The organism is Hymenobacter antarcticus (assembly GCF_039539545.1).
In the GTDB taxonomy this organism is placed as follows: Bacteria; Bacteroidota; Bacteroidia; order Cytophagales; family Hymenobacteraceae; genus Hymenobacter; species Hymenobacter antarcticus.
Map to the genome: position 1 here is coordinate 106379 of NZ_BAABDI010000012.1, position 21251 is coordinate 127629.

At 56.2% G+C, this 21251-nt stretch carries 27 protein-coding genes; 1 reads left to right on the forward strand and 26 read right to left on the reverse strand.

Translation table 11 applies throughout. The features are described 5' to 3' along the window. Positions 1-73: 73 nt before the first annotated feature. The 5 genes from ABD819_RS10555 to ABD819_RS10575 all read right to left on the reverse strand — a co-directional run bounded on the left by ABD819_RS10555 (position 74) and on the right by ABD819_RS10575 (position 5323). Complete coding sequence (locus ABD819_RS10555) at positions 74-310, reverse strand: hypothetical protein (RefSeq protein WP_345123947.1); 237 nt, start codon at positions 308-310, stop codon at positions 74-76. A gap of 131 nt (positions 311-441) precedes the next feature. Further along, the gene (locus tag ABD819_RS10560) at positions 442-831 is read right to left on the reverse strand and encodes a hypothetical protein (protein WP_345123949.1); all 390 of its coding nucleotides are present in this window, start codon (positions 829-831) and stop codon (positions 442-444) included. Between the two features lie 109 nt (positions 832-940). Further along, positions 941-1633, reverse strand: coding sequence for a HupE/UreJ family protein (locus ABD819_RS10565; protein WP_345123952.1), 693 nt, complete (start codon positions 1631-1633; stop codon positions 941-943). A gap of 1 nt (position 1634) precedes the next feature. Then, positions 1635-2963, reverse strand: a complete 1329-nt coding sequence (locus tag ABD819_RS10570; protein ID WP_345123955.1) for a tetratricopeptide repeat protein — start codon at positions 2961-2963, stop codon at positions 1635-1637. A 116-nt stretch (positions 2964-3079) separates the two neighbouring features. Further along, on the reverse strand, positions 3080-5323 hold the full coding sequence (locus ABD819_RS10575; protein WP_345123957.1) for a DUF4331 domain-containing protein: 2244 nt from the start codon (positions 5321-5323) through the stop codon (positions 3080-3082). Positions 5324-5631: 308 nt separating this feature from the next. Here ABD819_RS10575 and ABD819_RS10580 point away from each other — a divergent pair, with 308 nt between their 5' ends. Next, complete coding sequence (locus tag ABD819_RS10580; RefSeq protein WP_345123959.1) at positions 5632-7584, forward strand: Hsp70 family protein; 1953 nt, start codon at positions 5632-5634, stop codon at positions 7582-7584. Between the two features lie 304 nt (positions 7585-7888). Here the strand turns inward: ABD819_RS10580 and ABD819_RS10585 are convergent, their stop codons facing one another. The 21 genes from ABD819_RS10585 to ABD819_RS10685 form a co-directional block, all read right to left on the reverse strand. Continuing rightward, positions 7889-8269 (reverse strand): hypothetical protein, encoded by a 381-nt coding sequence (locus ABD819_RS10585; RefSeq protein ID WP_345123961.1) that lies wholly within the window; start codon positions 8267-8269, stop codon positions 7889-7891. 21 nt (positions 8270-8290) lie between these two features. Beyond that, positions 8291-8605 carry an FtsB family cell division protein gene (locus ABD819_RS10590; RefSeq protein ID WP_345123963.1) on the reverse strand — a complete coding sequence of 105 codons (315 nt, stop codon included), beginning with the start codon at positions 8603-8605 and terminating at the stop codon, positions 8291-8293. A gap of 77 nt (positions 8606-8682) precedes the next feature. Next, complete coding sequence (eno, locus tag ABD819_RS10595) at positions 8683-9954, reverse strand: phosphopyruvate hydratase (RefSeq protein ID WP_345123964.1); 1272 nt, start codon at positions 9952-9954, stop codon at positions 8683-8685. A gap of 246 nt (positions 9955-10200) precedes the next feature. Next, a complete protein-coding gene (gene rplQ / locus ABD819_RS10600; protein ID WP_345123966.1) occupies positions 10201-10767 on the reverse strand; it encodes a 50S ribosomal protein L17 in 567 nt (188 codons plus the stop codon). A 182-nt stretch (positions 10768-10949) separates the two neighbouring features. Continuing rightward, on the reverse strand, positions 10950-11939 hold the full coding sequence (locus ABD819_RS10605) for a DNA-directed RNA polymerase subunit alpha (protein ID WP_345123968.1): 990 nt from the start codon (positions 11937-11939) through the stop codon (positions 10950-10952). Between the two features lie 90 nt (positions 11940-12029). Further along, positions 12030-12635 carry a 30S ribosomal protein S4 gene (gene rpsD, locus ABD819_RS10610; RefSeq protein ID WP_345123970.1) on the reverse strand — a complete coding sequence of 202 codons (606 nt, stop codon included), beginning with the start codon at positions 12633-12635 and terminating at the stop codon, positions 12030-12032. 26 nt (positions 12636-12661) lie between these two features. Next, on the reverse strand, positions 12662-13054 hold the full coding sequence (rpsK, locus tag ABD819_RS10615) for a 30S ribosomal protein S11 (protein WP_035567868.1): 393 nt from the start codon (positions 13052-13054) through the stop codon (positions 12662-12664). A gap of 160 nt (positions 13055-13214) precedes the next feature. After that, on the reverse strand, positions 13215-13592 hold the full coding sequence (gene rpsM, locus ABD819_RS10620) for a 30S ribosomal protein S13 (RefSeq protein WP_046246596.1): 378 nt from the start codon (positions 13590-13592) through the stop codon (positions 13215-13217). Between the two features lie 109 nt (positions 13593-13701). Then, the gene (gene ykgO / locus ABD819_RS10625) at positions 13702-13818 is read right to left on the reverse strand and encodes a type B 50S ribosomal protein L36 (RefSeq protein WP_035567872.1); all 117 of its coding nucleotides are present in this window, start codon (positions 13816-13818) and stop codon (positions 13702-13704) included. 191 nt (positions 13819-14009) lie between these two features. Continuing rightward, the gene (gene infA, locus ABD819_RS10630; protein ID WP_035567874.1) at positions 14010-14228 is read right to left on the reverse strand and encodes a translation initiation factor IF-1; all 219 of its coding nucleotides are present in this window, start codon (positions 14226-14228) and stop codon (positions 14010-14012) included. 5 nt (positions 14229-14233) lie between these two features. Continuing rightward, on the reverse strand, positions 14234-15019 hold the full coding sequence (gene map, locus ABD819_RS10635; protein ID WP_345123976.1) for a type I methionyl aminopeptidase: 786 nt from the start codon (positions 15017-15019) through the stop codon (positions 14234-14236). A 9-nt stretch (positions 15020-15028) separates the two neighbouring features. Further along, a complete protein-coding gene (gene secY / locus ABD819_RS10640) occupies positions 15029-16348 on the reverse strand; it encodes a preprotein translocase subunit SecY (protein WP_345123978.1) in 1320 nt (439 codons plus the stop codon). Between the two features lie 16 nt (positions 16349-16364). Then, a complete protein-coding gene (rplO, locus tag ABD819_RS10645) occupies positions 16365-16814 on the reverse strand; it encodes a 50S ribosomal protein L15 (protein WP_342297508.1) in 450 nt (149 codons plus the stop codon). Positions 16815-16827: 13 nt separating this feature from the next. Beyond that, positions 16828-17007 (reverse strand): 50S ribosomal protein L30, encoded by a 180-nt coding sequence (gene rpmD / locus ABD819_RS10650; RefSeq protein ID WP_345123980.1) that lies wholly within the window; start codon positions 17005-17007, stop codon positions 16828-16830. Between the two features lie 5 nt (positions 17008-17012). Beyond that, positions 17013-17504: a 30S ribosomal protein S5 gene (gene rpsE / locus ABD819_RS10655; protein WP_035567955.1), complete on the reverse strand. Its 492-nt coding sequence runs from the start codon at positions 17502-17504 to the stop codon at positions 17013-17015. A gap of 90 nt (positions 17505-17594) precedes the next feature. Then, positions 17595-17945: a 50S ribosomal protein L18 gene (gene rplR / locus ABD819_RS10660; protein ID WP_342297509.1), complete on the reverse strand. Its 351-nt coding sequence runs from the start codon at positions 17943-17945 to the stop codon at positions 17595-17597. Positions 17946-17954: 9 nt separating this feature from the next. Beyond that, positions 17955-18509, reverse strand: a complete 555-nt coding sequence (gene rplF, locus ABD819_RS10665; RefSeq protein ID WP_345123982.1) for a 50S ribosomal protein L6 — start codon at positions 18507-18509, stop codon at positions 17955-17957. Between the two features lie 27 nt (positions 18510-18536). Beyond that, the gene (gene rpsH, locus ABD819_RS10670; protein WP_345123984.1) at positions 18537-18935 is read right to left on the reverse strand and encodes a 30S ribosomal protein S8; all 399 of its coding nucleotides are present in this window, start codon (positions 18933-18935) and stop codon (positions 18537-18539) included. Positions 18936-19185: 250 nt separating this feature from the next. Then, positions 19186-19482 (reverse strand): type II toxin-antitoxin system HicB family antitoxin, encoded by a 297-nt coding sequence (locus tag ABD819_RS10675; RefSeq protein WP_345123986.1) that lies wholly within the window; start codon positions 19480-19482, stop codon positions 19186-19188. A 95-nt stretch (positions 19483-19577) separates the two neighbouring features. Next, a complete protein-coding gene (locus ABD819_RS10680; RefSeq protein WP_345123988.1) occupies positions 19578-19853 on the reverse strand; it encodes a type II toxin-antitoxin system HicA family toxin in 276 nt (91 codons plus the stop codon). A 372-nt stretch (positions 19854-20225) separates the two neighbouring features. Beyond that, positions 20226-20426, reverse strand: coding sequence for a hypothetical protein (locus tag ABD819_RS10685; protein WP_345123990.1), 201 nt, complete (start codon positions 20424-20426; stop codon positions 20226-20228). Positions 20427-21251 lie beyond the last annotated feature (825 nt).

Sequence of the window (21251 nt, forward strand, 5' to 3'; positions counted from 1 at the left end):
GGGCCCGGCCTTGGCAAGGCCCCCAATCAGCAAATCCGGATTAGAAAAAAGAGAATGAACCGAGGCTTGCCGACTAAAAATTGGCCTTGCTCATGCAGTTGGCCCGGCATTGCGCGCGGTGCTGCGCCTGATGCCGCGCCAGGCCGCTGCGCTGGGTGTTGTTGCCCATCGAAGACGGTGGGCCCGAGGGCAAGCCGCGAACGTTATCGAGGCTTACAATGGCAATGCGGCCAGCGGCCGGCAGCTGCACACGGGAGATAACGCCCATAGCGCCCGCTACGGGTTGGAGAGAATTGACCCAGAAATTCATGGTATGGAGGAGTTGGACGCGCCCGGGCACGGTGGCCCGGCAAGCAGCGTCGGATTAGTTGGATAAAACGAAACGGGCCGGGCGTACTACGCCTCCGGCACCGGGCGGCCTCCGCAGAGGCGGCACACGAATTATCCCCGACGGGGCGGCAACTCAATCTGGCCCCGGTAGCCAGCGGGCACGGACACTATCCGGGCCGTCAGCCGGGGCTCGGAGCCAACAAAAACCGGCCGGACAAACACCAGCCGGGACTCGGACAGGCAGTGGATATCCAGGCCCTTGAAGGAGGTGAGGAGCTGCTGTAAAGGCAGGCGCTCACCGTTTTTCTTCACCGTGTACTGCACGCCGTTGCAATCATCGAAGCAGCCCGGGCGCAGGGTGTTTTGCAGCTGGCAATCGTGGCTGTGCGTGTAGGCAAATGGCCGGTCAATGACCCGAGCCGGACGCTCCACGAGGCCGGCCCCCACCACCAATAGGTAGTTGAGCAGCAGCAGCAGCGTGAGGTACGGACGGAAAGCCATGGATACGAACCCGGTTTAGTTGCGCTATCTACGGCGCAAGCCGGCAAATGGATGCTACAATCAGCTACTAAAAACGCAATTGAAAACCGCTAACAGCAAGCGGCTGGTATCAGGCAAAAAACACCCGCTCTACCGTCCAGTAAGCTGCTACCAGGCCAATGACTACGGACACCGGGATAACGACGCGCTGCTTATACCAGCTTTTGTTGGCGGCCCAGCGGCCTACCAGCGCCCAGCACAGCAAAATCACCGTCACCTGGCCCACCTCCACGCCCACGTTGAAGGAAATAAGCGAGCCGAAATAGTCTTTCGGCGGCAGCCCCAGCCCGGTGAGGACCGAGGCGAACCCCATGCCATGCACCAGTCCGAAACCGAACACGATGGCCACCCGCCACGGATTCAGCCGGTCGGTAATGATGTTTTCGATGGCCACAAACAGAATGGACAGCGCAATAATCGGCTCAATGATGGACGACGGCGGCTGAATGAAGCCGTACATGGCCAGCCCCAGCGTGATGGAGTGCGCCACCGTAAAAGCGGTGGCTTGCAGCAATACCGGCTTCAGGCGCGGCTCCAGAATATAGAGACTGATGATGAACAGAATGTGGTCGAACCCCAGCGGAATGATGTGCGTGAAGCCCAGCTGCAGATAGGTCCAGAAAATCTCGGTGCGCGAGAGCTTGCTCAGGTCCGTATTGAGGACGTGGGCGGCGGCGGGCAGCGCCAGCAGCACCAACAGCGGCAGCGCCACCACGGCACGGCGCGGGCGGCTCAGGCCTTGCAACAGGGCCAATGGTCTCATGCTAGCGGGCGGCCAACAGCTTTTTGCCTTCGGCTTCCACCTCGGCATTTAGGTAGGGCGCGGTTTTCAGGGAGTTTTCGATTAGCGCCTGGCCCTCGGCCATCTTGCCCATTTTGGTGAGAATGAGGCCGGCACGGCCCAGCAGCACCGGGTTTTTCGAGCCCGTGCGACGCGCCACCTGCATGTACTTCTGCGCCTCGGGATACTGCCCACGCTTGTAGAGCACCCAGGCCATGGTTTCGTTCACGTCGATGTTGTCGGGCCGGCGCTCGTACTCAATTTTGGCGTGTTCCAGCGCCTTGTCCAGCTCATTGGTTTTGAGGTAGGCATAGGCCAGCTCGCGGTCGGCGTAGTGGCCCATCTGCTCGTTGTCGTCGGCCTCCTTGGCCGCATCGGCCAGCATGTCGATGGATTCTTTGGCCATCTTATCGGCCTCCGCAGGCTGTCCACTCAGGCGGTATAAATCGGTCAGCTCATCGGCAAAAGCATAATCCTTCACCGTAATGCGGGCCTGCTGATACAGTTTGATGGCCTTGGGGTAATCCTTGCCAGCCGCCGCAATCCGGCCCAGGCCCGCCAGGGCATAGGCGTAGCCGGGGCGCACGGCCAGCGCCATCAGGTAGTTGCCGTGGGCACGGGCAGTGTCGCCGCTCACTTCGTAGAGATGCCCCAGCGCCACGCGGGTCCACTCCGTTTGCTCCAGGCCAATGTAGCCCGCTTTCACCGCCATATCCATGGCTTGAATGGCCCCCGGCATATCGCCGTGAATTTCGCGCAGGTAGCTCACCCGGGCGTAGGCGGCCAGGTCGGGGCGCACGGCATTCATCTTATCCGCCATTTTGATGGCCTCCTCATAGTGGCCCATTTCCACGTTGGCATCGGTCAGCAAGCCGTACACGAAGCCGCTGTTGGGGTTCAGCTGGCGGGCCTGCTCGGCCAGGCCAAGGCCCTGGGCGAAGTGGTGCTGGGTGAGGCACAGCGAAGCTTTGCAGCACAGGGCTTCAAAATTCTCCGGCTCCGATTTTAACACTTGCTCCAACAGTTCCATGGCGGCCCCGTCGTAGTAGGGGTGGTTGCCGGTCACGCGGCCTTCCTGCATGTAGGCCTGGGCCAGGAGCAGACGGCTTTTCTGGTCATCAGGATTGGTGCGCAGCTTGGCCAGCAGCCCTTCGATGGCGGCTTTGGTGTTAATCCATTCCTTGCCCGCCGACAGGCTGCCCTGCCGCTCAATAAACTCGGGCGTCCGAACGGCAGGCTTTTTAAAGATAAAAATGGCGGCGGCCATCAGGCCAAAAACCACGAGTAAACTGGGGTATAGATACTTTTTCAAAACAGAGCAGGTTAGAAAAGCCAGGACGAATATCCGGTAAAAAATCAACAAAAAAAGCCGCCGCCAGCCCAAACAGGACCAAACGACGGCTTTTTTCACTTAGCAGTCAATCGCGGCTACTGGCGCTCGATGCGTACCGATTGCACTACGGTCTTACCGTTGTAGAGCGTAGCGATGTACTGGCCGGGAGCCACCTCGCGGCCGGGCTGCCAGGTCAGTTCATTGGCACCAGCGGCAAAGGCTTTATCCTTCGCGATGGTAGCTACCCGACGGCCCGTCACATCGCTGATAACGATGCTCATGGTGCTTTTGGTAGGCAACTCAAAGCGCAGCGTGGTGCGGTCCACGAAGGGATTCGGGAAAGCCTGCGCTACGGTCAGGTTGGGCGAGAGGCCCAAACCGCCTGCGCGCTGGGCCAGGGCCACGCGCTGTGCAGTAGTGCCGCTCCAGGGCGTCTGGGCATAGGGGAAAGCTGTACGGAACGTCGTGTCGTTGCGCTCTACGTTGGTCGAAAAGGTCAGTACGTTGCCCAACTGTGGGGTTACGCCCGAGGTCGTAGTACCCGCCGTGAAGTCGTCGTAAAAGAGACCAAGGGCGGCAAGCACCACGCCACCCACGGCCTGCAGTTCGATACGGGTTACATCGTCTTCGAGACGACGGCCGTTCGGGAAGCCGTCCATGTTCGGGATAGCGATATAATTGGCACCGCTAGCCGTGTAACGGACATCGGTGAGGCCCAGCACAGCGGCAGCGAGCAAGCCTTCTGAGTTGAAGTCAGCCGAGGTGCGCGAGGTAGGGGCTACGGCTAGGTTGATGCGCAACATGTCGCCGAAGGTCGGCAGGAAGTTGTTGACGAAAGGCTTGCCGGCCGTCAACGGGTTGCCGCCGGTTTTGCCGGTAGCCAACTGGTAAGGAGGCAGGTTGGGCACGCCGGTGTGGAACAGGGGGAGCAAGTCCACCGAGCGCGGGGCACCACTTACGCCTGCGTTCAGCAGCACTTCGCCAAAGCCACCCTGCGCGACAGGAGCAAGGGCAGTACCGTTGGTAAGAGCGTTGCCGAAGAGCGGAGCCAGGCCCGGTGCGCCATTTCGGAAGTCGAAGCCGGCAGCAAAAGGTGCGGGCAGCAGGCCGGCCAGCGACTTGCTCTGGATGCGCAACAGCCCTAAGCCCAGTGTCGGCCCTACGCCCTGCACTGCCTCGCCATAATACGTCTGGCCGGCCGGCTTGGGAGCCGCGCCGTTGCGGGGCGTGTTATCAGCCATATATAACCCCAGCTCGGGATTTTTCAGGTTAGCCTCAAACATGGCCTGCCGCGAGCCGGCGGCCGGCGTGGCCACGCCAAATGGCGTATCGTTGTTCCAAGCGTCCTTCATGCCAATGGGCTGAATAACTTCGTTGGTGAGCGGCATACCCAAGCGCGATACCTGCACGTAGGTGCCGGTTTGGCTACGGGTACCATCGGCGTTGATGGTGCGCAGCGACAGGCGGGCGGCGGAAGCCCACACGCCGATGGTAAAGGGCGACACGGGCGAAGCCGGCGTAGTGCCGGCCGCAGGCGTGCCAGCCAGCGGGAGGGTAGCTGCCGTCAGAGCAGGCGTACCCGCTTTCACCAGCGCCGATACCGGAATCTGCATCACGATGCTGTGCACGTTCTTACGGGCTAGGCCATCGCGGGCGGCACCCGGCGAACGTACGCTACCCAAGTCGAAAATAGCTCCCAAGTCAGTGAAGAAGGCATCATCAGTCGGGCCGCAGTATACCTTAATACCGCCTACCGTCTGAATCGTGCTTTCCAGATACGTCTGGTAGTTGGCTCTGCCCAGACCAGCCGGCGTGCTGGTAATGGACCTCGGCCCGATGTTAGGGGCGGGCACCTGCCCGGCCGCAATCACGGTGGTGAAAGCCCCGCCAGCCAAGCTCTGCTCCAGCATGTACGTGGTTTTCATATTCTCCTGGCCCAGCCGCACCCGGAAAAAGGTAGTCGGGTCCTGGTTGGTACGGGTAAATGTGAAGCGGTAAGTGATGTCGTCGCCGGTGGTTGCCGGATTGTTCTTCACGTGAATCTCGTAGCGGATGTTCTCGCCGAACGTGTTGAAGTTGGGGCCACCCTGCGGCAGCTCAAACGGGATGTAGCTGGCGATGATGGTCGCCGTAGCGTTGCCGTCGTTGGCTGCCGCGTCGGGCGAGCGAAACACGTACAGGTCGGTGTTGTCGGCCAGCGGGTCATCAGCGATGAGCGGGGCCTCGCGGTGGCTCGAAGCCTCCAGCGTATTATGCTGGCCACTCCAGGCGAGCATTCCTCCTACCGAAGTTGCGAGCAAGGCAACATGGAAAAGGGGACGGGTAAGCAGGTTTTTCATACGATGAAAAAGTTTGGTGAAAGGTGAATGTTTGCGGTTTATAAGCTCAATCTATCAAGGCAAAAGGGTAAAAGCTCTTAATTAAAAATCGATTGTTGCCCTGACTATTTTTCCTACGTCGAAACCAAAGCTCGCGGTTTGAAAAGCTGGAAGAATAATGTGAAAACATTTGGGCACGCTACTCCACTTGAGTAGTCATTAGCCTGTCGCACCTGCGCCTGCTGGGTTAGCAGTTACTTTTGCACTGCGTTTTTACGCGCCTTTATTCTTACTTTTTGGGCGGCCAGTCCGGGCCGCCCCGTGTTCTTATGGCTATAGTAGCTATCAACCTTGCCACCGGCAGCCTTCAGCAAGCAGAAATCATCGTCGGCATCGACCTCGGCACCACCAATAGCCTCGTGGCCTACGTGCATCCCGAGTCGCGCCAGCCCGTGGCCATCAACGACCAGGGCCGGGGCAGCATCGTACCCTCCATCGTGCATTTTCCCGCTGATGGGGCCGACCCCATTGTTGGCACCGAAGCCCGCGAATTCCTCCTCACCGACCCGCAGCGCACCGTGTATTCGGTGAAGCGCCTGCTGGGCAAAAGCTACCGCGACCTGGGCCAGCACGCCACGCAGCTCGGCTACAAGGTAATCGACGACAATTCGGAAGGGCTGGTCAAAATCCGCGTCGCCGACCGGTTTTACTCCCCCATCGAGCTGTCGGCCGATATCCTGAAGGAGCTGCGGGCCCGCGCCGAGCATGCTCTCAAAACGCCCGTCAACCGCGCCGTTATCACCGTACCGGCTTATTTCAACGACTCGCAGCGCCAGGCCACCCGCGACGCCGGCCGCCTCGCCGGCCTCGAAGTGCTGCGCATCGTGAACGAGCCCACCGCCGCCGCCCTGGCCTACGGCATCGGCCTCGACCCCGATGAGGAAAAGACCGTGGCCGTGTACGACCTCGGCGGCGGCACCTTCGATATCAGCATTCTGCGCATTCAGCAGGGCATTTTTGAAGTCCTGAGCACCAACGGCGATACTTACCTCGGGGGCGATGACCTCGACCGCGCCGTGGTCGACTACTGGACGGCCACCTTCGGCCTGTCACAATCTTTCCACACTAATCCGCACCTCCAGCAGCAGCTGCGCCTGGCCGCCGAAATGGCCAAAAAATACCTCAGCCAGCACGACGACTTCACCACCCACCTCACCGACGAAACCGGCCAGAACACCACCGTCACGCTCACCCGGACGCAGTTCAACGACCTCATCCGGCCGCTGGTGGAGCGTACCATCGCGGCCTGCCGCCAGGCCGTGGCCGATGCCGGGCTGACGGGGTTTGAGAATAAGCGGGTAAGCGGGCAGGAAAGTCTAAATGCTGTTACCTCTCACCCCCCTACCCCCCTACCCTCCTACCCCAAACTTGATGCCGTGCTGCTGGTGGGCGGCTCTACCCGCGTGCCCCTGGTGTACGATGCGGTGTCGGAGTTCTTCGGCCAGCCGGCCAACAACTCGCTCAATCCCGATGAAGTGGTAGCCCTGGGTGCCGCCATTCAGGCCGATATCCTGGCCGGCAACCGCCGCGACGTGCTGCTGCTCGACGTGACCCCGCTCACGCTGGGCATCGAAACGCTGGGCGGCCTGCTGGACCCCATCATCCCGCGCAATTCCAAAATCCCTACCAAAGCCGGCCGCCAGTACACTACCTCGGTGGATGGCCAGGTAAACCTGAAAATTGCGGTGTACCAGGGCGAGCGCGACCAGGTGAGCCAGAACCGCAAGCTGGGCGAATTCACGCTCACCGGCATCCCGGCCATGCCCGCCGGCCTGCCCAAGGTCGACGTCAACTTCCTGCTCAATGCCGACGGCATTCTGCAGGTAGAGGCCATCGAGCTACGCTCCAATACCCGCCAGCAGGTCGAAATCAAGCCCCAGTACGGCCTCACCGACGACCAGGTGGAGCAGATGCTGATGGACTCGCTCCTGAACGCCAAAGACGACGTAGCAGCCCGCCTGCTCATCGAAGCCCGCACCGCCGCCGAGCAGCTGCTGTATCAGGTGAGCAATTTCACCCGCAAAAACCGTCAGCACCTCACCGAAACCGAGCTGCACGACACCGAAGCCCAAGTCGAAAAAGTCCGCACGGCCCTGACCGGAACCGACCGCGACCCCATTCTCAAAGCCATGGATGAGCTGGACGAGTTGACCCGCCCCTACGCCGAACGCGTGATGAACATTTCCATCCAGCAGGCTATGGCCGGCAAGAAAATCGGCTAAGCGCCTATCCGAATAGGCCGTCATGCAGAGCGCAGCGAAGCATCTTTACCTCAGTAGTAATCCAGGAAAAAGAATTAGTTACGCGGTAAAGATGCTTCGCTGCGCTCTGCATGACCGTTCTTTTTTTGGGCCTGTTCGGACAGGCTCTAAGCACTACCATATCGGTACAACGGCGCCCATCTTTTGCCACCGGCAAGCGGGTTCTCCGAAGCATATCGCTGTTCCCGTTATTGCGACTTACCCTATTTCAACCTGCTGTAAGCTCCTGGCTATTAGCTTATTTTGTCGCTGACCGAGCCTGTTTCTACTTCATTTCCCGGAGGTATACTTCCCATACCTGCCGCGCCGCCGTATCGCGAAACACCACCTGTATGCTTGCTCTCAACGGCCATTCTATTGCCGAGTCGGCCTCCCAGGCATACGTAACGAATGGCCGCTCTGTGTCATCACCCACCAGAAATCCCAACCGATACAGTTCCATCTTCGTGCCACGCCGCCGCCCTGCCTCAACCAGCGGCAACAGGGCGTGGCCGGCATCGTTTCCTTGCAGATTCGCCGACAGCCAGCGCTTGGCCGTAATTGTATCACCTTGCAAAGCTGCCGCTAGAAATTGTCGTGCCGCCTGCACCTGAGTGTTGCGAGGGGCCTCCTGCACTGGTTTCAGGGCCAGCACGCCCAGCGCCATACCGACTAGCCAGGCCCGCATCTATTCGACTTCCTGTGGCACCAGCACGAAAACATCCTCGCCCGGCCGCTTCATCAGGTATTTCTCCCGTGCAAACTTTTCCAGCAGGGCCGGCGAGCTCATCAATTCAGCCCGTTCTTTCTTAACCACCTCAATATTGTCGAGGTAGTACTGCTTTTCGTTGCCCAGCTCCTTCCACTTCCGGTAAATATCGAACTGCTTGCTCAAATCATTGGCGTCGAAAACCAGCATCCATACCAGGAAACCAACACCAGTCAGGAAATAGAAGCTGCGAACCACGCGCAGCACCGGCGAAATAAACGGAGGAAGTTGCATCAGGGTAAAGATAACGAAACGGCCGGTTCCGCTCACGCGAAACCGGCCGTCCAGCTAGTCAGTGCAGGCAAGTACACTTACATTTTCTTACCGGGGAAGTACCCTACCTCACCCAACTCTTCCTCAATCCGCAACAACTGGTTGTACTTGGCCATCCGGTCCGAGCGCGAAGCTGAGCCCGTCTTAATCTGGCCCGTGTTCAGCGCCACGGCCAGGTCGGCAATCGTGCTGTCCTCTGTCTCGCCCGAGCGGTGGCTCATGATGCTCTTGTAGCCATTGCGGCGGCCCAGGTTCACGGCCGCGATGGTTTCCGTGAGCGTACCAATCTGGTTCACTTTGATGAGAATAGCATTGGCGATGTTCTCGTCAATACCGCGCTGCAACCGGTCTACGTTGGTCACGAACAGGTCGTCGCCCACCAGTTGCGTCTGCTTGCCTACGCGGTCGGTCAGCGCCTTCCAGCCACTCCAGTCGTCCTCGTCCATGCCATCTTCCAGGCTGATGATGGGGTATTTCTTCACCCAATCAGCCCAGTAGTCCACCATCTGGGAAGAAGTCAGCTTATCGCCGGTGCTCTTCTTGAAGTGGTACACGCCATCCTCATAAAACTCCGACACCGCCGCGTCCATCGCAATGAAAACGTCCTCGCCCGGACGATAGCCGGCCGTTTCAATGGCCTGCAGCACAATCTTGATAGCATCCTCGTTAGACTTAATATTCGGCGCAAAGCCGCCCTCATCACCCACATTGGTGCTGAAGCCTTGCTTCTTAAGCACGTTCTTCAGGTGGTGAAAAATCTCCGTACCCCAGCGCAATGCCTCCGAAAACGACGAAGCGCCCGTGGGCATAATCATGAATTCCTGGAAGTCAATCGAGTTATCGGCGTGCGAGCCGCCGTTCAGGATGTTCATCATCGGCACCGGCAGCGTCGACGCCCCTACCCCACCAATGTAGCGGTACAGCGGCATGCCCGCATCCTGCGCCGCCGCCCGGGCAGCCGCCAGGCTCACGCCCAAAATGGCGTTGGCCCCCAGGTTGGCTTTGTTAGGAGTGCCATCCATCTCCAGCATAATCTTGTCGAGCAGCGCCTGCTCATATACCGAGAAGCCCACCAATTCCTCGGCAATGCGGGAATTGACGTTCTCCACCGCTTTCAGCACGCCCTTGCCCATAAACTGGCTGGCATCGTCGTCACGCAGTTCTACCGCCTCATGTTTACCGGTGCTGGCACCCGACGGCACCGCCGCCCGGCCCACCACACCCGAATCGAGTGTAACGTCAACCTCTACCGTTGGATTACCACGGGAATCAAAAATCTGGCGGGCGTGAATCTGCGAAATGAAGCTCATAACAAGTCGTTTTTAAATCAGTTGAATGAGCTACAAACCTACGCGAATCAGCCGGCATAAGCACAATTCCACCTTCAATTCCTCGTCTCCAACCGCCTTGCTGGCATCAAACGATTGCAGTCGAAATCTGCACCACCCATACGTTTTGAATCGAGTTATACAGGAACTAACATCCCGAAAATTTCACAAAAAAGAGGGACACACCTTGCGGCGTATCCCTCCTCAATTTTCAGCAACTGGCGTTACTTAAGCGCCAGCTTCGTCAGCCTTAGTCTCCTCAGCCGGAGCCGAAGTTTCTTCTTTAGCAACAGCCGGAGCAGCAGCTTCGGCCTTCACTTCGGTAGCCGAAGTAGCAGCTTCGTCAGTCGTAGCCTTCTTACCACCACGGCTGCGCGAGCGGCGGGTAGTAGTCGACTTCTCAGCAGCGGCCGATTTAGCCTCGAGCAGCGTCTCGTTAAAGTCCACCAGCTCGATGATGCACATCTCAGCGTTGTCGCCCAAACGGGTATCGCTCAGCTTCAAAATGCGGGTATAGCCACCGGGACGGGTAGCAATTTTGCCAGCAATCGTACCGAACAGCTCCTTGATGGATTCCTTGTCCTGCAATGCAGCAAACACCATGCGGCGCGAGTGCGTCGTGTCGTCTTTCGACTTGGTCAGCATCGGCTCAATGTACTTACGCAGGGCCTTGGCCTTGGCCACCGTGGTGGAAATGCGCTTGTGCAGGATGAGCGACGAAGCCATGTTCGACAACATGGCGTGACGGTGGGCGGTAGTCCGGCCCAGGTGGTTGATTTTCTTTCCGTGTCTCATTGGACGTTTGAAAAAATGTGCGCTTGCGGGCGGCGACCACGGCGGGCCGAAGCCTCATTAGAACCGCTGCCCCTGGGGCGCACTGTGGATAAATGTGAAAATAAAAAAATGTGGAGATGTGAAAATTATGGACTGAGCGCAAAGCTCACATTTCCACATTATCACATCTCCACATTAAAACCCTAGTCTTCGTCGAGGCGGTACTTGCCGAGGTCCATCCCGAACTCCAAACCACGCTCTTCAACGAGGTTTTCCAGCTCAGTCAGGCTCTTCTTGCCGAAGTTCCGGAACTTCATCATGTCGGCAATTTCCAAGGTCACCAGCTCGCCCATCGTTTTGATGTCGGCCGCCTTGAGGCAGTTCTTAGCGCGTACGCTGAGCTCCATGTCCTCCAAAGGAGTCTTGAGCATCTTGCGCATCTGCATGGTTTCCTCATCAATCGGCTCGTCCTCCGTCACACGCGGACCTTCGAGGGTCATCGTATTATCGGAGAACAGCATGAAGTGCTGAATGAGGATGTTGGCAGCACCTTTCAGTGCTTCCTCCGGGTGAATCGAGCCGTCGGTCTGAATCTCGATAACGAGCTTCTCATAGTCCGTCTTCTGCTCCACCCGGGTATTTTCGATGCTGTACTTCACGTTCTTGATAGGCGTGTAGATAGCGTCAATCGCAATCTGACCGAAAACCTGGTCAGCCGGCTTGTTTTCGTCGGCGGGCACGTAGCCACGGCCACGGGCAATCGTCAACTCAAACTCCAGCTCCTTGCTGGGGTCCAAATGGGCGATAACGTGGTCGGGGTTCAGCACCTCGAAGCCGCTGGCGAACTTGCCGATGTCGCTGCCCGAGAAGGTCTCCTGACCTTTCACGCGCACCGTGATTTTGTCGGCAATGGCATCGCTCGTCTTCTTGAAGCGAACCATTTTCAGGTTCAGGATAATTTCGGACATGTCCTCAATCACTCCTTCAATCGTCGAAAACTCGTGCAGCACGCTGTTCGTGCGAACCGACGTGATGGCGAAACCCTCCAGCGACGACAACAGAATGCGACGCAGCGCATTGCCGATAGTGACGCCGTAGCCCTTCTCGAGCGGCTTAAATTCAAACGTCCCGGTGAAGTCGTCGGATTTCTCCATCACCACTTTCTCCGGCATCTGAAAAGCTAAGATTGACATATGTGGGGCGTAAAAAATGTAAAAAAATGGGATGAAGTATACGCACAAGAGCGGCCCGACAAATTGCCGGGCCGCTACCAGTAGCGCTAATTACTTCGAATACAGTTCGACGATAAGCTGCTCCGTGATTTTCTCCGGAATCAGCTCACGGGCGGGAGCGTTGATGAACTTACCAACCATCTCCTTACCGTCCCACTCCAACCAGGAAAACTGGCGCGAGTTGCGAACCGACAGGCTGGTGGCAATAGCCTCCAACGACTTCGACTTCTCGCGAACACCCACCACGTCGCCAGCCCGGAGGTGGTACGAGGGAATGTTAACAACTTCGCCGTTAACGGTGATATGCTTGTGACCAACGAGCTGGCGAGCAGCGCGACGCGTCGAGGCAATACCCAAACGGTACACAGCGTTGTCCAGACGGGCTTCCAGCAGGGCGAGCAGGTTGTCGCCGGTGATGCCGGGGAGCGCTGCTGCTTTGTGGAACAGGTTTTCGAATTGCTTCTCCAACATGCCGTACATGTACTTCACCTTCTGCTTCTCCATCAGCTGGACAGCGTACTCCGACTGCTTCTTGCGACGGCCACGGCCGTGCTGGCCCGGAGGATAGGCTTTTTTGTTGAGCGCTTTGCTCGGGCCGAAAATCGGCTCGTTGAAGCGACGGGCAATTTTTGAGGTAGGGCCGGTATAACGTGCCATTGTAATCTAATTTCTGAAGTGAAAAACTAAACGCGACGACGCTTGGGGGGGCGGCAGCCGTTGTGCGGCAGCGGCGTTACGTCGCGGATGGTGGTCACCTCAATACCCACGTTGCCGAGGGCGCGGATGGCCGACTCACGGCCCGAGCCGGGGCCTTTTACGAATACTTCGGCTTTGCGCATGCCCAGGTCGTGGGCTACTTTACCGCAGTCGCTCATCGCCATTTGGGCAGCGTAGGGCGTGTTTTTCTTCGAACCACGGAAGCCCATTTTGCCGGCCGAAGCCCACGAAATAACTTGACCGTTGTTGTTGGTGATGGAGATGATGATGTTGTTGAACGAGGCACGAATGTGTACCTGGCCCACCTGCTCCACCACGACAACGCGCTTCTTGGCTTTGTCTTTTCTTTTTTGTGCCATTTGGTTATCGCAAAAAATCAGCAGTTGTTAGCTGTTTTTCATTTAACAATTATCGTTTAACATTTATCAGATGTTCAGCTCAGCCATATGGCGCAAACAGAACAGTTGTTAAATGTTAATTGATAATTGTTAAATGAATCGAGCTGATTGCCGTTGTGAATTATTTAGTTGCCTTCTTCTTGCCGGCCACCGTCTTACGCTTGCCCTTGCGGGTACGCGAGTTGTTCTTGGTGCGCTGACCACGAACTGGCAGACCTTTGCGGTGACGCAGGCCACGGTAGCAACCGATGTCCATCAAACGCTTGATGTTCGTCGTTACTTCCGAGCGCAGCACGCCTTCCGTCTTGTGTTCAGCAGCAATGATGGCACGGATTGCACCCGACTCCTCGTCGGTCCAGTCCTTCACCTTCTTATTGATGTCAACCCCGGCTTTCACCAGGATTTTCTGAGAATTGCTCCGGCCGATGCCGAAGATGTAAGTCAGGGCGATTTCGCCGCGCTTGTTGTCCGGGATATCAACCCCTGCGATACGAGCCATTGTGTGTGGTTATGTGTTTGCGGACAGAAACCCGGCAACTACTTGGAAGGCGGGAAGAAGGAGTAAACCAACTTCTCAGTACCCAAGGTTCCGGGGTTCTAAAATAGGATTAACCCTGACGCTGTTTGAAGCGGGGGTTTTTCTTGTTGATGACGTAGAGCTTGCCATTACGACGCACAATCTTGCAATCGACGCTACGCTTTTTGATGGAGGTTTTGACTTTCATGATGAGCAAAAATTAACTTCTTTAAAACAGGTAGACCGTAAGTCCTCTCCTATTTGTGCTTGTCAGTTTTACCAGCAAACAATCGGAGAAAACTACTAAGACTACTAAGCTTAAGACAATACCAGCCGGAACTGCTACTAATTGACCAAATATGGTCCAGGAGTTACCTGATAGCAGCACAGGAAGGAAGTTTATTTGTAACGATACTTGATTCTGCCTTTCGACAAGTCGTAAGGCGACATTTCCAGTTTCACCTTGTCGCCGGGCAGAATCTTGATGTAGTGCATCCGCATCTTGCCCGAGATGTGGGCAATCAGTTGGTGACCATTCTCCAATTCCACGCGGAACATGGCGTTAGAAAGGGCTTCCAGGATGGTTCCGTCCTGCTCAATCGAGGCTTGTTTTGCCATAAGGGCTACTGCTGCAATGCTTTTTCGATGTACTCAAAGGAGGTGAGAATCTCCGCCTTATCTTTTCTAACTACTACGGTGTGCTCGAAATGCGCCGAGGGCTTGCGGTCCTTGGTGCGGATGGTCCAGCCATCCGCCTCCTGTACCACATCCTTCTTACCCAGGTTCACCATCGGCTCAATGGCCAATACCAAACCCGTTTGCAAGAGCGGCCCGGAACCCCGCTTGCCGTAGTTCGGCACCTCAGGTTTCTCGTGCAGCTTGGCGCCAACTCCGTGACCCACCAGCTCGCGCACCACCCCGTAGCCCAACGGGGCCACATGGTTCTGGATGGCGTAGCTGATATCGCCCACGCGGTTGCCACTCACGGCTTGTTCGATGCCTTTGTACAGCGACGCTTTGGTTTCCCGCAGCAGCGTCAACACTTCCGGCGCCACCTCCCCGATTGGGTAGGTGTAAGCACTATCTGAATGAAAGCCATTCAGGAAAACCCCACAGTCCACCGATAGAATGTCGCCACTTTTCAGCGGCTCGTCGGTGGCGAACCCGTGCACCACTACCGAATTCGGCGAGAGGCACAGGCTAAAGGGAAATTTATTATATCCTTTGAAGGATGGCACCCCGCCGTGGTCCCGGATGAATTCCTCCGCGCGCTTATCAAGCTGCCGCGTCGTCACTCCTTCCTTCACCATACTCGCGACTTCGCCGTGAGCCTTGGCCAGCACGAGAGCGCTGGCGCGGATGAGGTCAATCTCTTCTTCGGTTTTGTATTGTATGCTACCGCTTGCCATTGTTGCTGCTTACGAAGCGACGGAAATGGGTTGTGCGGTGCGACCGCGCAGCTTGCCCGATTTCATCATGCCATCGTAGTGCTGCATCAACAAGTAGCTCTGCACCTGGTTCACCGTATCGAGCACCACACCCACCATGATGATAAGCGACGTGCCGCCATAGAAAGCCGAGAACGGACGGGTTACCCCAAACAACAAAGCAATAGCCGGGAAAATGGCAATCAATGCCAGTGCGATAGCACCCGGCAGCGTTACACGCGTCAGGATTTCGTCGATATACTCCGAAGTCTCGCGGCCTGGCTTCACGCCGGGCACGAAACCACCGCTCCGCTTCAGGTCATCAGCAATCTGATTAGGATTAACACTGATGGCCGTGTAGAAGTAGGTGAAGATGATAATCAGTAAGCCGAAAGTCAGGTTGTACTGCCACGAGGTGTAGTCCGAAAACTTCACGCCGATGTAACTGGCGGTATCACTCTGGTTCTGCCATACCGACGCCACGATGGCGGGCACAAACATCAGCGACTGCGCGAAGATGATAGGCATTACGCCAGCCGCATTCACCTTGAGGGGAATAAACTGACGCTGCGCATCAAGCTGCGTAGTTCCACCTACCTGCTTGGCGTACTGCACCGCGATACGGCGAACAGCTTGCGTGAGCACGATAACCGCCATTACCACGAGGAACAACACCACCATTTCCAGCAGGAAAATCAGGGACTTGTTCACACCTTTGGCTGCCGCCTCGCCGATGATGGCACCAGGGAGACGCGACACGATACCAATCATGATAAGCATGGAGATACCGTTGCCGATGCCTTTGTCCGTGATTTTCTCACCCAACCACATGCAAAACAAAGTGCCGGCCGTGATGATAATCATGGTCGAAACAGTGAAGAATGTGCCAGGATTGATGATGGCTTCGGCGTTAATCGTGGCAATGAAGCCAACCGATTGGGCCAATACAATTGGAATCGTGAGAATCCGGGTGTACTGGTTGATTTTTTTACGACCCGACTCGCCTTCCTTCTGAAGCTTCTGGAAGTAAGGCACGGCAATCGTGAGCAGCTGCAGCACGATAGAGGCCGAGATGTACGGCATGATGCCCAGCGCAAAAATCGACGCGTGGCTAAATGCACCGCCAAGCAGCGTATCCAGAATGCCAAACAGGCCGGCCGCACCCGTCTTTAGTTGGGTAGGGTCCACGCCCGGCAGCACCACGTACACGCCGAGGCGATAGATGGCAATGAAGAAAAGCGTATTGAGGATTCGCGTACGCAAATCCTCAATCGCAAAGATGTTTTTTATCGACTCGATAAACTTATTCATTGCCGAAGGTAGCTTTTTAGAGCGTAACCGCTTTGCCACCGGCCTTCTCGATGGCTTCAACAGCCGACTTCGAGAATGCGTGAGCATGAACTTCTACGGCAGTGGCGATTTCGCCGCGACCGAGGATTTTGATTTTAGCATTCTTGGAAACCAGGCCGTTAGCCACGAAGTAGGCAGCATCCATCGTAGTGGCGCTGTTCTTTTCGAGGAGGGTAGCCAGCGCATCGAGGTTGATGGCTTTATACTCTACACGGTTGATGTTCGTGAAGCCGAATTTAGGCACACGGCGCTGGAGGGGCATCTGGCCACCTTCAAAACCGGACTTGCGCTTGTAGCCCGAACGCGACTTGGCGCCTTTGTGACCACGGGTCGACGTGCCACCGCGCGTGGAGCCTTCGCCCCGGCCAATCCGCTTCTCGTTTTTAGTCGAGCCGTAGGCGGGCGATAAATTGCTAAGATTGAGCATGACGATAATAGTCTTACAGTTCGGTTACTTGGAGCAGATGCTGCACGCTCTTCACCATGCCCATAACGGACGGGTTTACATCGTGGGTAGCAGTGCTGTTGAGTTTGTTCAGGCCGAGGGACTGAACGGTGCGCTTTTGACGCTCAGGGCGGTCAATGGCGCTGCGCACGAGCTTTACTTGAATTTGTGCCATGTCAATTAACCGTTAAAAACGCGGGCCAAAGAAATACCACGGGCTTGAGCGATTTGCAACGGGTCGCGCATTTTGGCGAGGGCTGCAAACGTCGCTTTCACCACGTTGTGAGGGTTCGACGAGCCTTTCGACTTCGCCAGCACATCCTTGATACCGGCGCTCTCGAACACGGCGCGCATTGCACCGCCGGCGATTACACCCGTACCAGCCGCGGCGGGCTGGATGAGCACGAAACCACCGCCGTAGCGGCCTTCCATGAGGTGAGGAACGGTGTGCTTGTACATCGGCACTTTCACCACGTTCTTCTTGGCGTCGTCAATGCCTTTGGCAATGGCGTCGGTTACTTCGTTGGCTTTGCCGAGGCCGTAGCCCACGTTGCCGTTGCCGTCGCCTACTACCACGATGGCAGAGAAGCTAAAGCGGCGACCGCCTTTCACCACCTTCGCTACGCGGTTGATGGCTACTACTTTTTCTTTGAAGTCGGAGTCAGCCCCCATGCGGGAGTTGTCCTTGTTCCGGTCGCGGTCGTTGCTGCGCTGACGGTCTCCGCCAGGACGATTGTTGTCGCGTTCTTGCGCCATGATAGTTTAGAAATTGAGGCCGCCTTCGCGAGCACCTTCAGCCAATGATTTTACGCGACCGTGGTAGAGGTAACCCGAGCGGTCGAACACCACTTTGGTAATGCCTTTTTCCAGGGCGACGGCGGCAACCTGCCGACCTACGGCAGCAGCCAAAGCCACGCCATTGCCACCCTCGGCCGTTACTTTTTTCGACGTTGCGGCAGCCAGCGTGCGGCCGGTCGTGTCGTCGATAATTTGAGCGTAAATGCCCGTATTGCTACGGAACACCGACAGCCGGGGCCGCTCGGAGGTGCCAGCCACCTTGGTACGGATGATGCGCTGAATCCGCTTGCGGCGAGTTGCTTTATCAAAAGCCATGATGCGAATTTATTTAGAGGCCGTTTTACCAGCTTTGCGACGGATGATTTCGCCCACGAAACGCACGCCTTTGCCTTTGTAAGGCTCGACTTTACGCAACGAACGAATTTTAGCGGCCACCTGGCCCAGCAACTGATTGTCGATGCTGTTGAGCGTGACAATCGGGTTTTTGCCTTTGTCGGTAACGGCCGTAGCAGTTACTTCACCCGGCAGGGCGATGTACACGTTGTGCGAGTAGCCAAGGGCCAACTCCAGCGTGCTGCCCACGAGCGAGGCCTTGTAGCCTACACCCACCAGCTCCAACTTCTTTTCGAAGCCTTTGCTGACGCCTTCCACCATGTTGTTGATGAGCGAGCGGTAGAGACCGTGCATGGCCTTGTGGCGCTTCTGCTCGGTGGGACGGGTTACCGTGAGGGTACCGTCTTCAACAGCTACAGTGATGTCGCGGTCCACTTTCGTGGTTAGCGAGCCCTTAGGGCCTTTCACCGTCACTGCGTTATCGTTGTCGACCGAAATATCAACCCCAGCGGGGACGGAAATCGGCAGTTTACCAATACGTGACATAATTGAATTTGCTAAAGCGGTTCCGGACTAGTACACGTAGCACAGCACCTCGCCGCCCACGTTCTCGGTTTTGCACTCTTTCTCCGTCATCACGCCTTTCGAGGTCGAGATGATGGCGACACCCAGGCCGCTGAGGACGCGGGGCAGGTTGTCGGCGGCCACGTACTGACGCAAGCCGGGCGTCGAAACGCGCTTCAGCTTGGTGATGGCGGGCGCCTTCGTGGTCGGGTTGTACTTCAGAGCAATTTTGATGGTGCCCTGAACCGACGAATCATCAAAACGGTACGACTGAATGTAGCCCTTGTGATAGAGCACTTTCGTGATTTCCTTTTTGATGTTGCTGGCCGGAATTTCTACCACCCGGTGGTTCGCCTTGATGGCGTTGCGTACCCGGGTCAGGTAGTCGGCAATGGGGTCAGTGTTCATTATTTATTAAATACGTCCGCTTTTTTCGGAGCGCAAAGATAAGAAAATTTCGCCGGGTGCCCAACGGGACCAACGAAATTTCGGTTAAGACTACTTGGCACGTCCGGCGATGGCACGGCCAATGGTTTCTTTTGGCAACCTGCCAAATGGTTTTGAGGCAAGCCTCGGGGGTTTTGGGAGTGCAAAGGTAGCAGGCTCACAGGGCTTTTGCAAGCGTGTGGTGGAAATTACTGTAACTCCCCAGCTCACATCAACCGCCTACATACCGCGCTAGTGCCTCCCCTATGAGTTGATTGAGGCTGATGTTGCGTTGCTTGGAGAGGATAGCCGCCTTACGGTGCAGGTCGGTGTTCACGCGCACGTTAAATGTACCCGTGTAGGGTTTATCGGGCTTCTTGCCTACTTCTACACACGTCTCCAGGTAGCTTTCCACCGCTTCCTCAAATGCCGCTTTCACTTCCTTGGCCGTTTCACCCTCGTAGCTGACTAAGTCCACGATGGCTTCAATCCTGCCATAGAGGATTTCCGATTCGGGGCTATACTTCACTATGCTGAAGTAACCTTTATGGGTGAGTACGTTGTCCATTAGTTTGGTGCCGTTGATGCCCGGCTGGCTGGTATTTCTGGAACCGAACGGATGCCTCAGCCTTGGGAAGGCTTTACAGCAGGCTGGCAGATGTTGAGCTTTTCAGTAACCAAATCCAGTTGATAGGGCTTCAAGATGTTACCCGGATGGGGCTTATGCAAATCAAGCACCTCTTGGCTGGTCTCGCTGTAGAACTTGCGCCGGCTGCCGCCCGTCTTGCCGCTTTTGAGCAGTAGGAAACCATAAGCCGCCAGCAGCTTTTCTAACTCATCCCAAGTAAAATCCTTAGCACGCTTGCACAGCCGTTCCGTCAACTTATCGCGTCTGCTCATCTGGCGAGGCTACTGATGTTGCTAAGCAACAGTTGTAACTATTTATTAGTTACACAAAGCTAGTTGTTTTTTGGTAGCAATACCGGCTGCTTCCCCGCCCCTGCCCCGCTGCCTGCAGCACAAGCATCTTGAAAAACGTGGTGCGACAAGTGGCCTTTGGAATTACAAGTCCTCGGGCGTTAGCCCCGTCTTCTTCGCCACCCGCTTGAGTATCACCGGCCCAATTTCCTAGCTGTCGTGAAAGGCAAACGTGTAGTCTTCCCACCCCACTCGCGTCAGCGTTCGGTGCGAACCCGATTGCCGCTTCTACTCCCAACCAATGCGCAGCAACGCAACTCAGTGCCAGCCGCGCCTTCGCGGCCCCAAACTGGCTCACGCCGCAATGGAGAAAACGCCCGCCAAATCCGGCAACTCTTCGCCCTGTTCCAGCCGTTCCGCCATCACGCGCAAGGCCAGCGCCTGGGCATGGGCAATGGCGGCTTCCCGCGTAACGCCGTAAGCCAGCGCCCCGCTTATTTCAATGACTTCGGCCAGCCAACGGCCGTCTGCTTCGCGTTCGGTTTCTATGGTCATGAGGAAAGCCCCTGGCTTCTTTATGCACCGGCGGCTAGTTCAAATATACACCCCGCCCCCACCACCCGCCGCCCAAGCATCGGGAGAAACGCAGAGTGGCGGAAACCTCGTAAAGAGATACACAGAGATTATGTACAACAGTTTACCTCACCTTCATTTGCTTGAGTTCGATATATCCAGAACTGTTGCAAAGAAAGCAAATACCTTTTTCAACATGGTCATATTTAGGTAAGCGGCCCGTACCATTACATCTTGTACACACTGTATAATGGCTTAATAAGGACAATGTATTATTCTTTTGCACTTCTATATCACGCGAAAATTGACTTTGATACACTGGTATTAAAGTACCGCTGTTATGGATTTCACGATGACACCAATTGCAAAGAGTTACAAGCGCATCATCCTTGTATTGCCAAGGCAGAGATGAGCGTAAATAATACTTGTGATGTATTTCTAAGTGATAGGCTTTAGGAGAGTAAATCAAGCCTTGGAAGGCTATGATTTCGCCATCACCCCTAATTGGAATTGTAACAAATGATGGGTTAGGTCCAAAGATTAACGAAGGTTTGTAATTCTTCTCTTTGTATCCGTCAAAAAGAATGATTTCGTCTTCCCAAAAGTGACTTCCCTTATGAGGATGGTCCGACGGTATATAGTCAATTTCAGTAGTTTTACCTTTTCTACATTGTTGACATCAGACTAACCGCACTATGTGCGCAAGGGTAAATTTGCGGCTTACCCCCTTGGTTCGATGTCGTTACTCACCCACTTAGCCGACGTGCCGGACTTCCGGCGGCAGAATAAAAACTTTCGCCACAAACT

Coding starts and splice junctions, on each gene's coding strand:
- ABD819_RS10555 (WP_345123947.1), bottom strand. CDS start 310: ATGAATTTCTGGGTCAATTCTCTCCAACCCGTAGCGGGCGCTATGGGC.
- ABD819_RS10560 (WP_345123949.1), bottom strand. CDS start 831: ATGGCTTTCCGTCCGTACCTCACGCTGCTGCTGCTGCTCAACTACCTA.
- ABD819_RS10565 (WP_345123952.1), bottom strand. CDS start 1,633: ATGAGACCATTGGCCCTGTTGCAAGGCCTGAGCCGCCCGCGCCGTGCC.
- ABD819_RS10575 (WP_345123957.1), bottom strand. CDS start 5,323: ATGAAAAACCTGCTTACCCGTCCCCTTTTCCATGTTGCCTTGCTCGCA.
- ABD819_RS10580 (WP_345123959.1), top strand. CDS start 5,632: ATGGCTATAGTAGCTATCAACCTTGCCACCGGCAGCCTTCAGCAAGCA.
- ABD819_RS10585 (WP_345123961.1), bottom strand. CDS start 8,269: ATGGCGCTGGGCGTGCTGGCCCTGAAACCAGTGCAGGAGGCCCCTCGC.
- ABD819_RS10590 (WP_345123963.1), bottom strand. CDS start 8,605: ATGCAACTTCCTCCGTTTATTTCGCCGGTGCTGCGCGTGGTTCGCAGC.
- eno (WP_345123964.1), bottom strand. CDS start 9,954: ATGAGCTTCATTTCGCAGATTCACGCCCGCCAGATTTTTGATTCCCGT.
- rplQ (WP_345123966.1), bottom strand. CDS start 10,767: ATGAGACACGGAAAGAAAATCAACCACCTGGGCCGGACTACCGCCCAC.
- ABD819_RS10605 (WP_345123968.1), bottom strand. CDS start 11,939: ATGTCAATCTTAGCTTTTCAGATGCCGGAGAAAGTGGTGATGGAGAAA.
- rpsD (WP_345123970.1), bottom strand. CDS start 12,635: ATGGCACGTTATACCGGCCCTACCTCAAAAATTGCCCGTCGCTTCAAC.
- rpsK (WP_035567868.1), bottom strand. CDS start 13,054: ATGGCACAAAAAAGAAAAGACAAAGCCAAGAAGCGCGTTGTCGTGGTG.
- rpsM (WP_046246596.1), bottom strand. CDS start 13,592: ATGGCTCGTATCGCAGGGGTTGATATCCCGGACAACAAGCGCGGCGAA.
- ykgO (WP_035567872.1), bottom strand. CDS start 13,818: ATGAAAGTCAAAACCTCCATCAAAAAGCGTAGCGTCGATTGCAAGATT.
- infA (WP_035567874.1), bottom strand. CDS start 14,228: ATGGCAAAACAAGCCTCGATTGAGCAGGACGGAACCATCCTGGAAGCC.
- map (WP_345123976.1), bottom strand. CDS start 15,019: ATGGCAAGCGGTAGCATACAATACAAAACCGAAGAAGAGATTGACCTC.
- secY (WP_345123978.1), bottom strand. CDS start 16,348: ATGAATAAGTTTATCGAGTCGATAAAAAACATCTTTGCGATTGAGGAT.
- rplO (WP_342297508.1), bottom strand. CDS start 16,814: ATGCTCAATCTTAGCAATTTATCGCCCGCCTACGGCTCGACTAAAAAC.
- rpmD (WP_345123980.1), bottom strand. CDS start 17,007: ATGGCACAAATTCAAGTAAAGCTCGTGCGCAGCGCCATTGACCGCCCT.
- rpsE (WP_035567955.1), bottom strand. CDS start 17,504: ATGGGGGCTGACTCCGACTTCAAAGAAAAAGTAGTAGCCATCAACCGC.
- rplR (WP_342297509.1), bottom strand. CDS start 17,945: ATGGCTTTTGATAAAGCAACTCGCCGCAAGCGGATTCAGCGCATCATC.
- rplF (WP_345123982.1), bottom strand. CDS start 18,509: ATGTCACGTATTGGTAAACTGCCGATTTCCGTCCCCGCTGGGGTTGAT.
- rpsH (WP_345123984.1), bottom strand. CDS start 18,935: ATGAACACTGACCCCATTGCCGACTACCTGACCCGGGTACGCAACGCC.
- ABD819_RS10680 (WP_345123988.1), bottom strand. CDS start 19,853: ATGAGCAGACGCGATAAGTTGACGGAACGGCTGTGCAAGCGTGCTAAG.
- ABD819_RS10685 (WP_345123990.1), bottom strand. CDS start 20,426: ATGACCATAGAAACCGAACGCGAAGCAGACGGCCGTTGGCTGGCCGAA.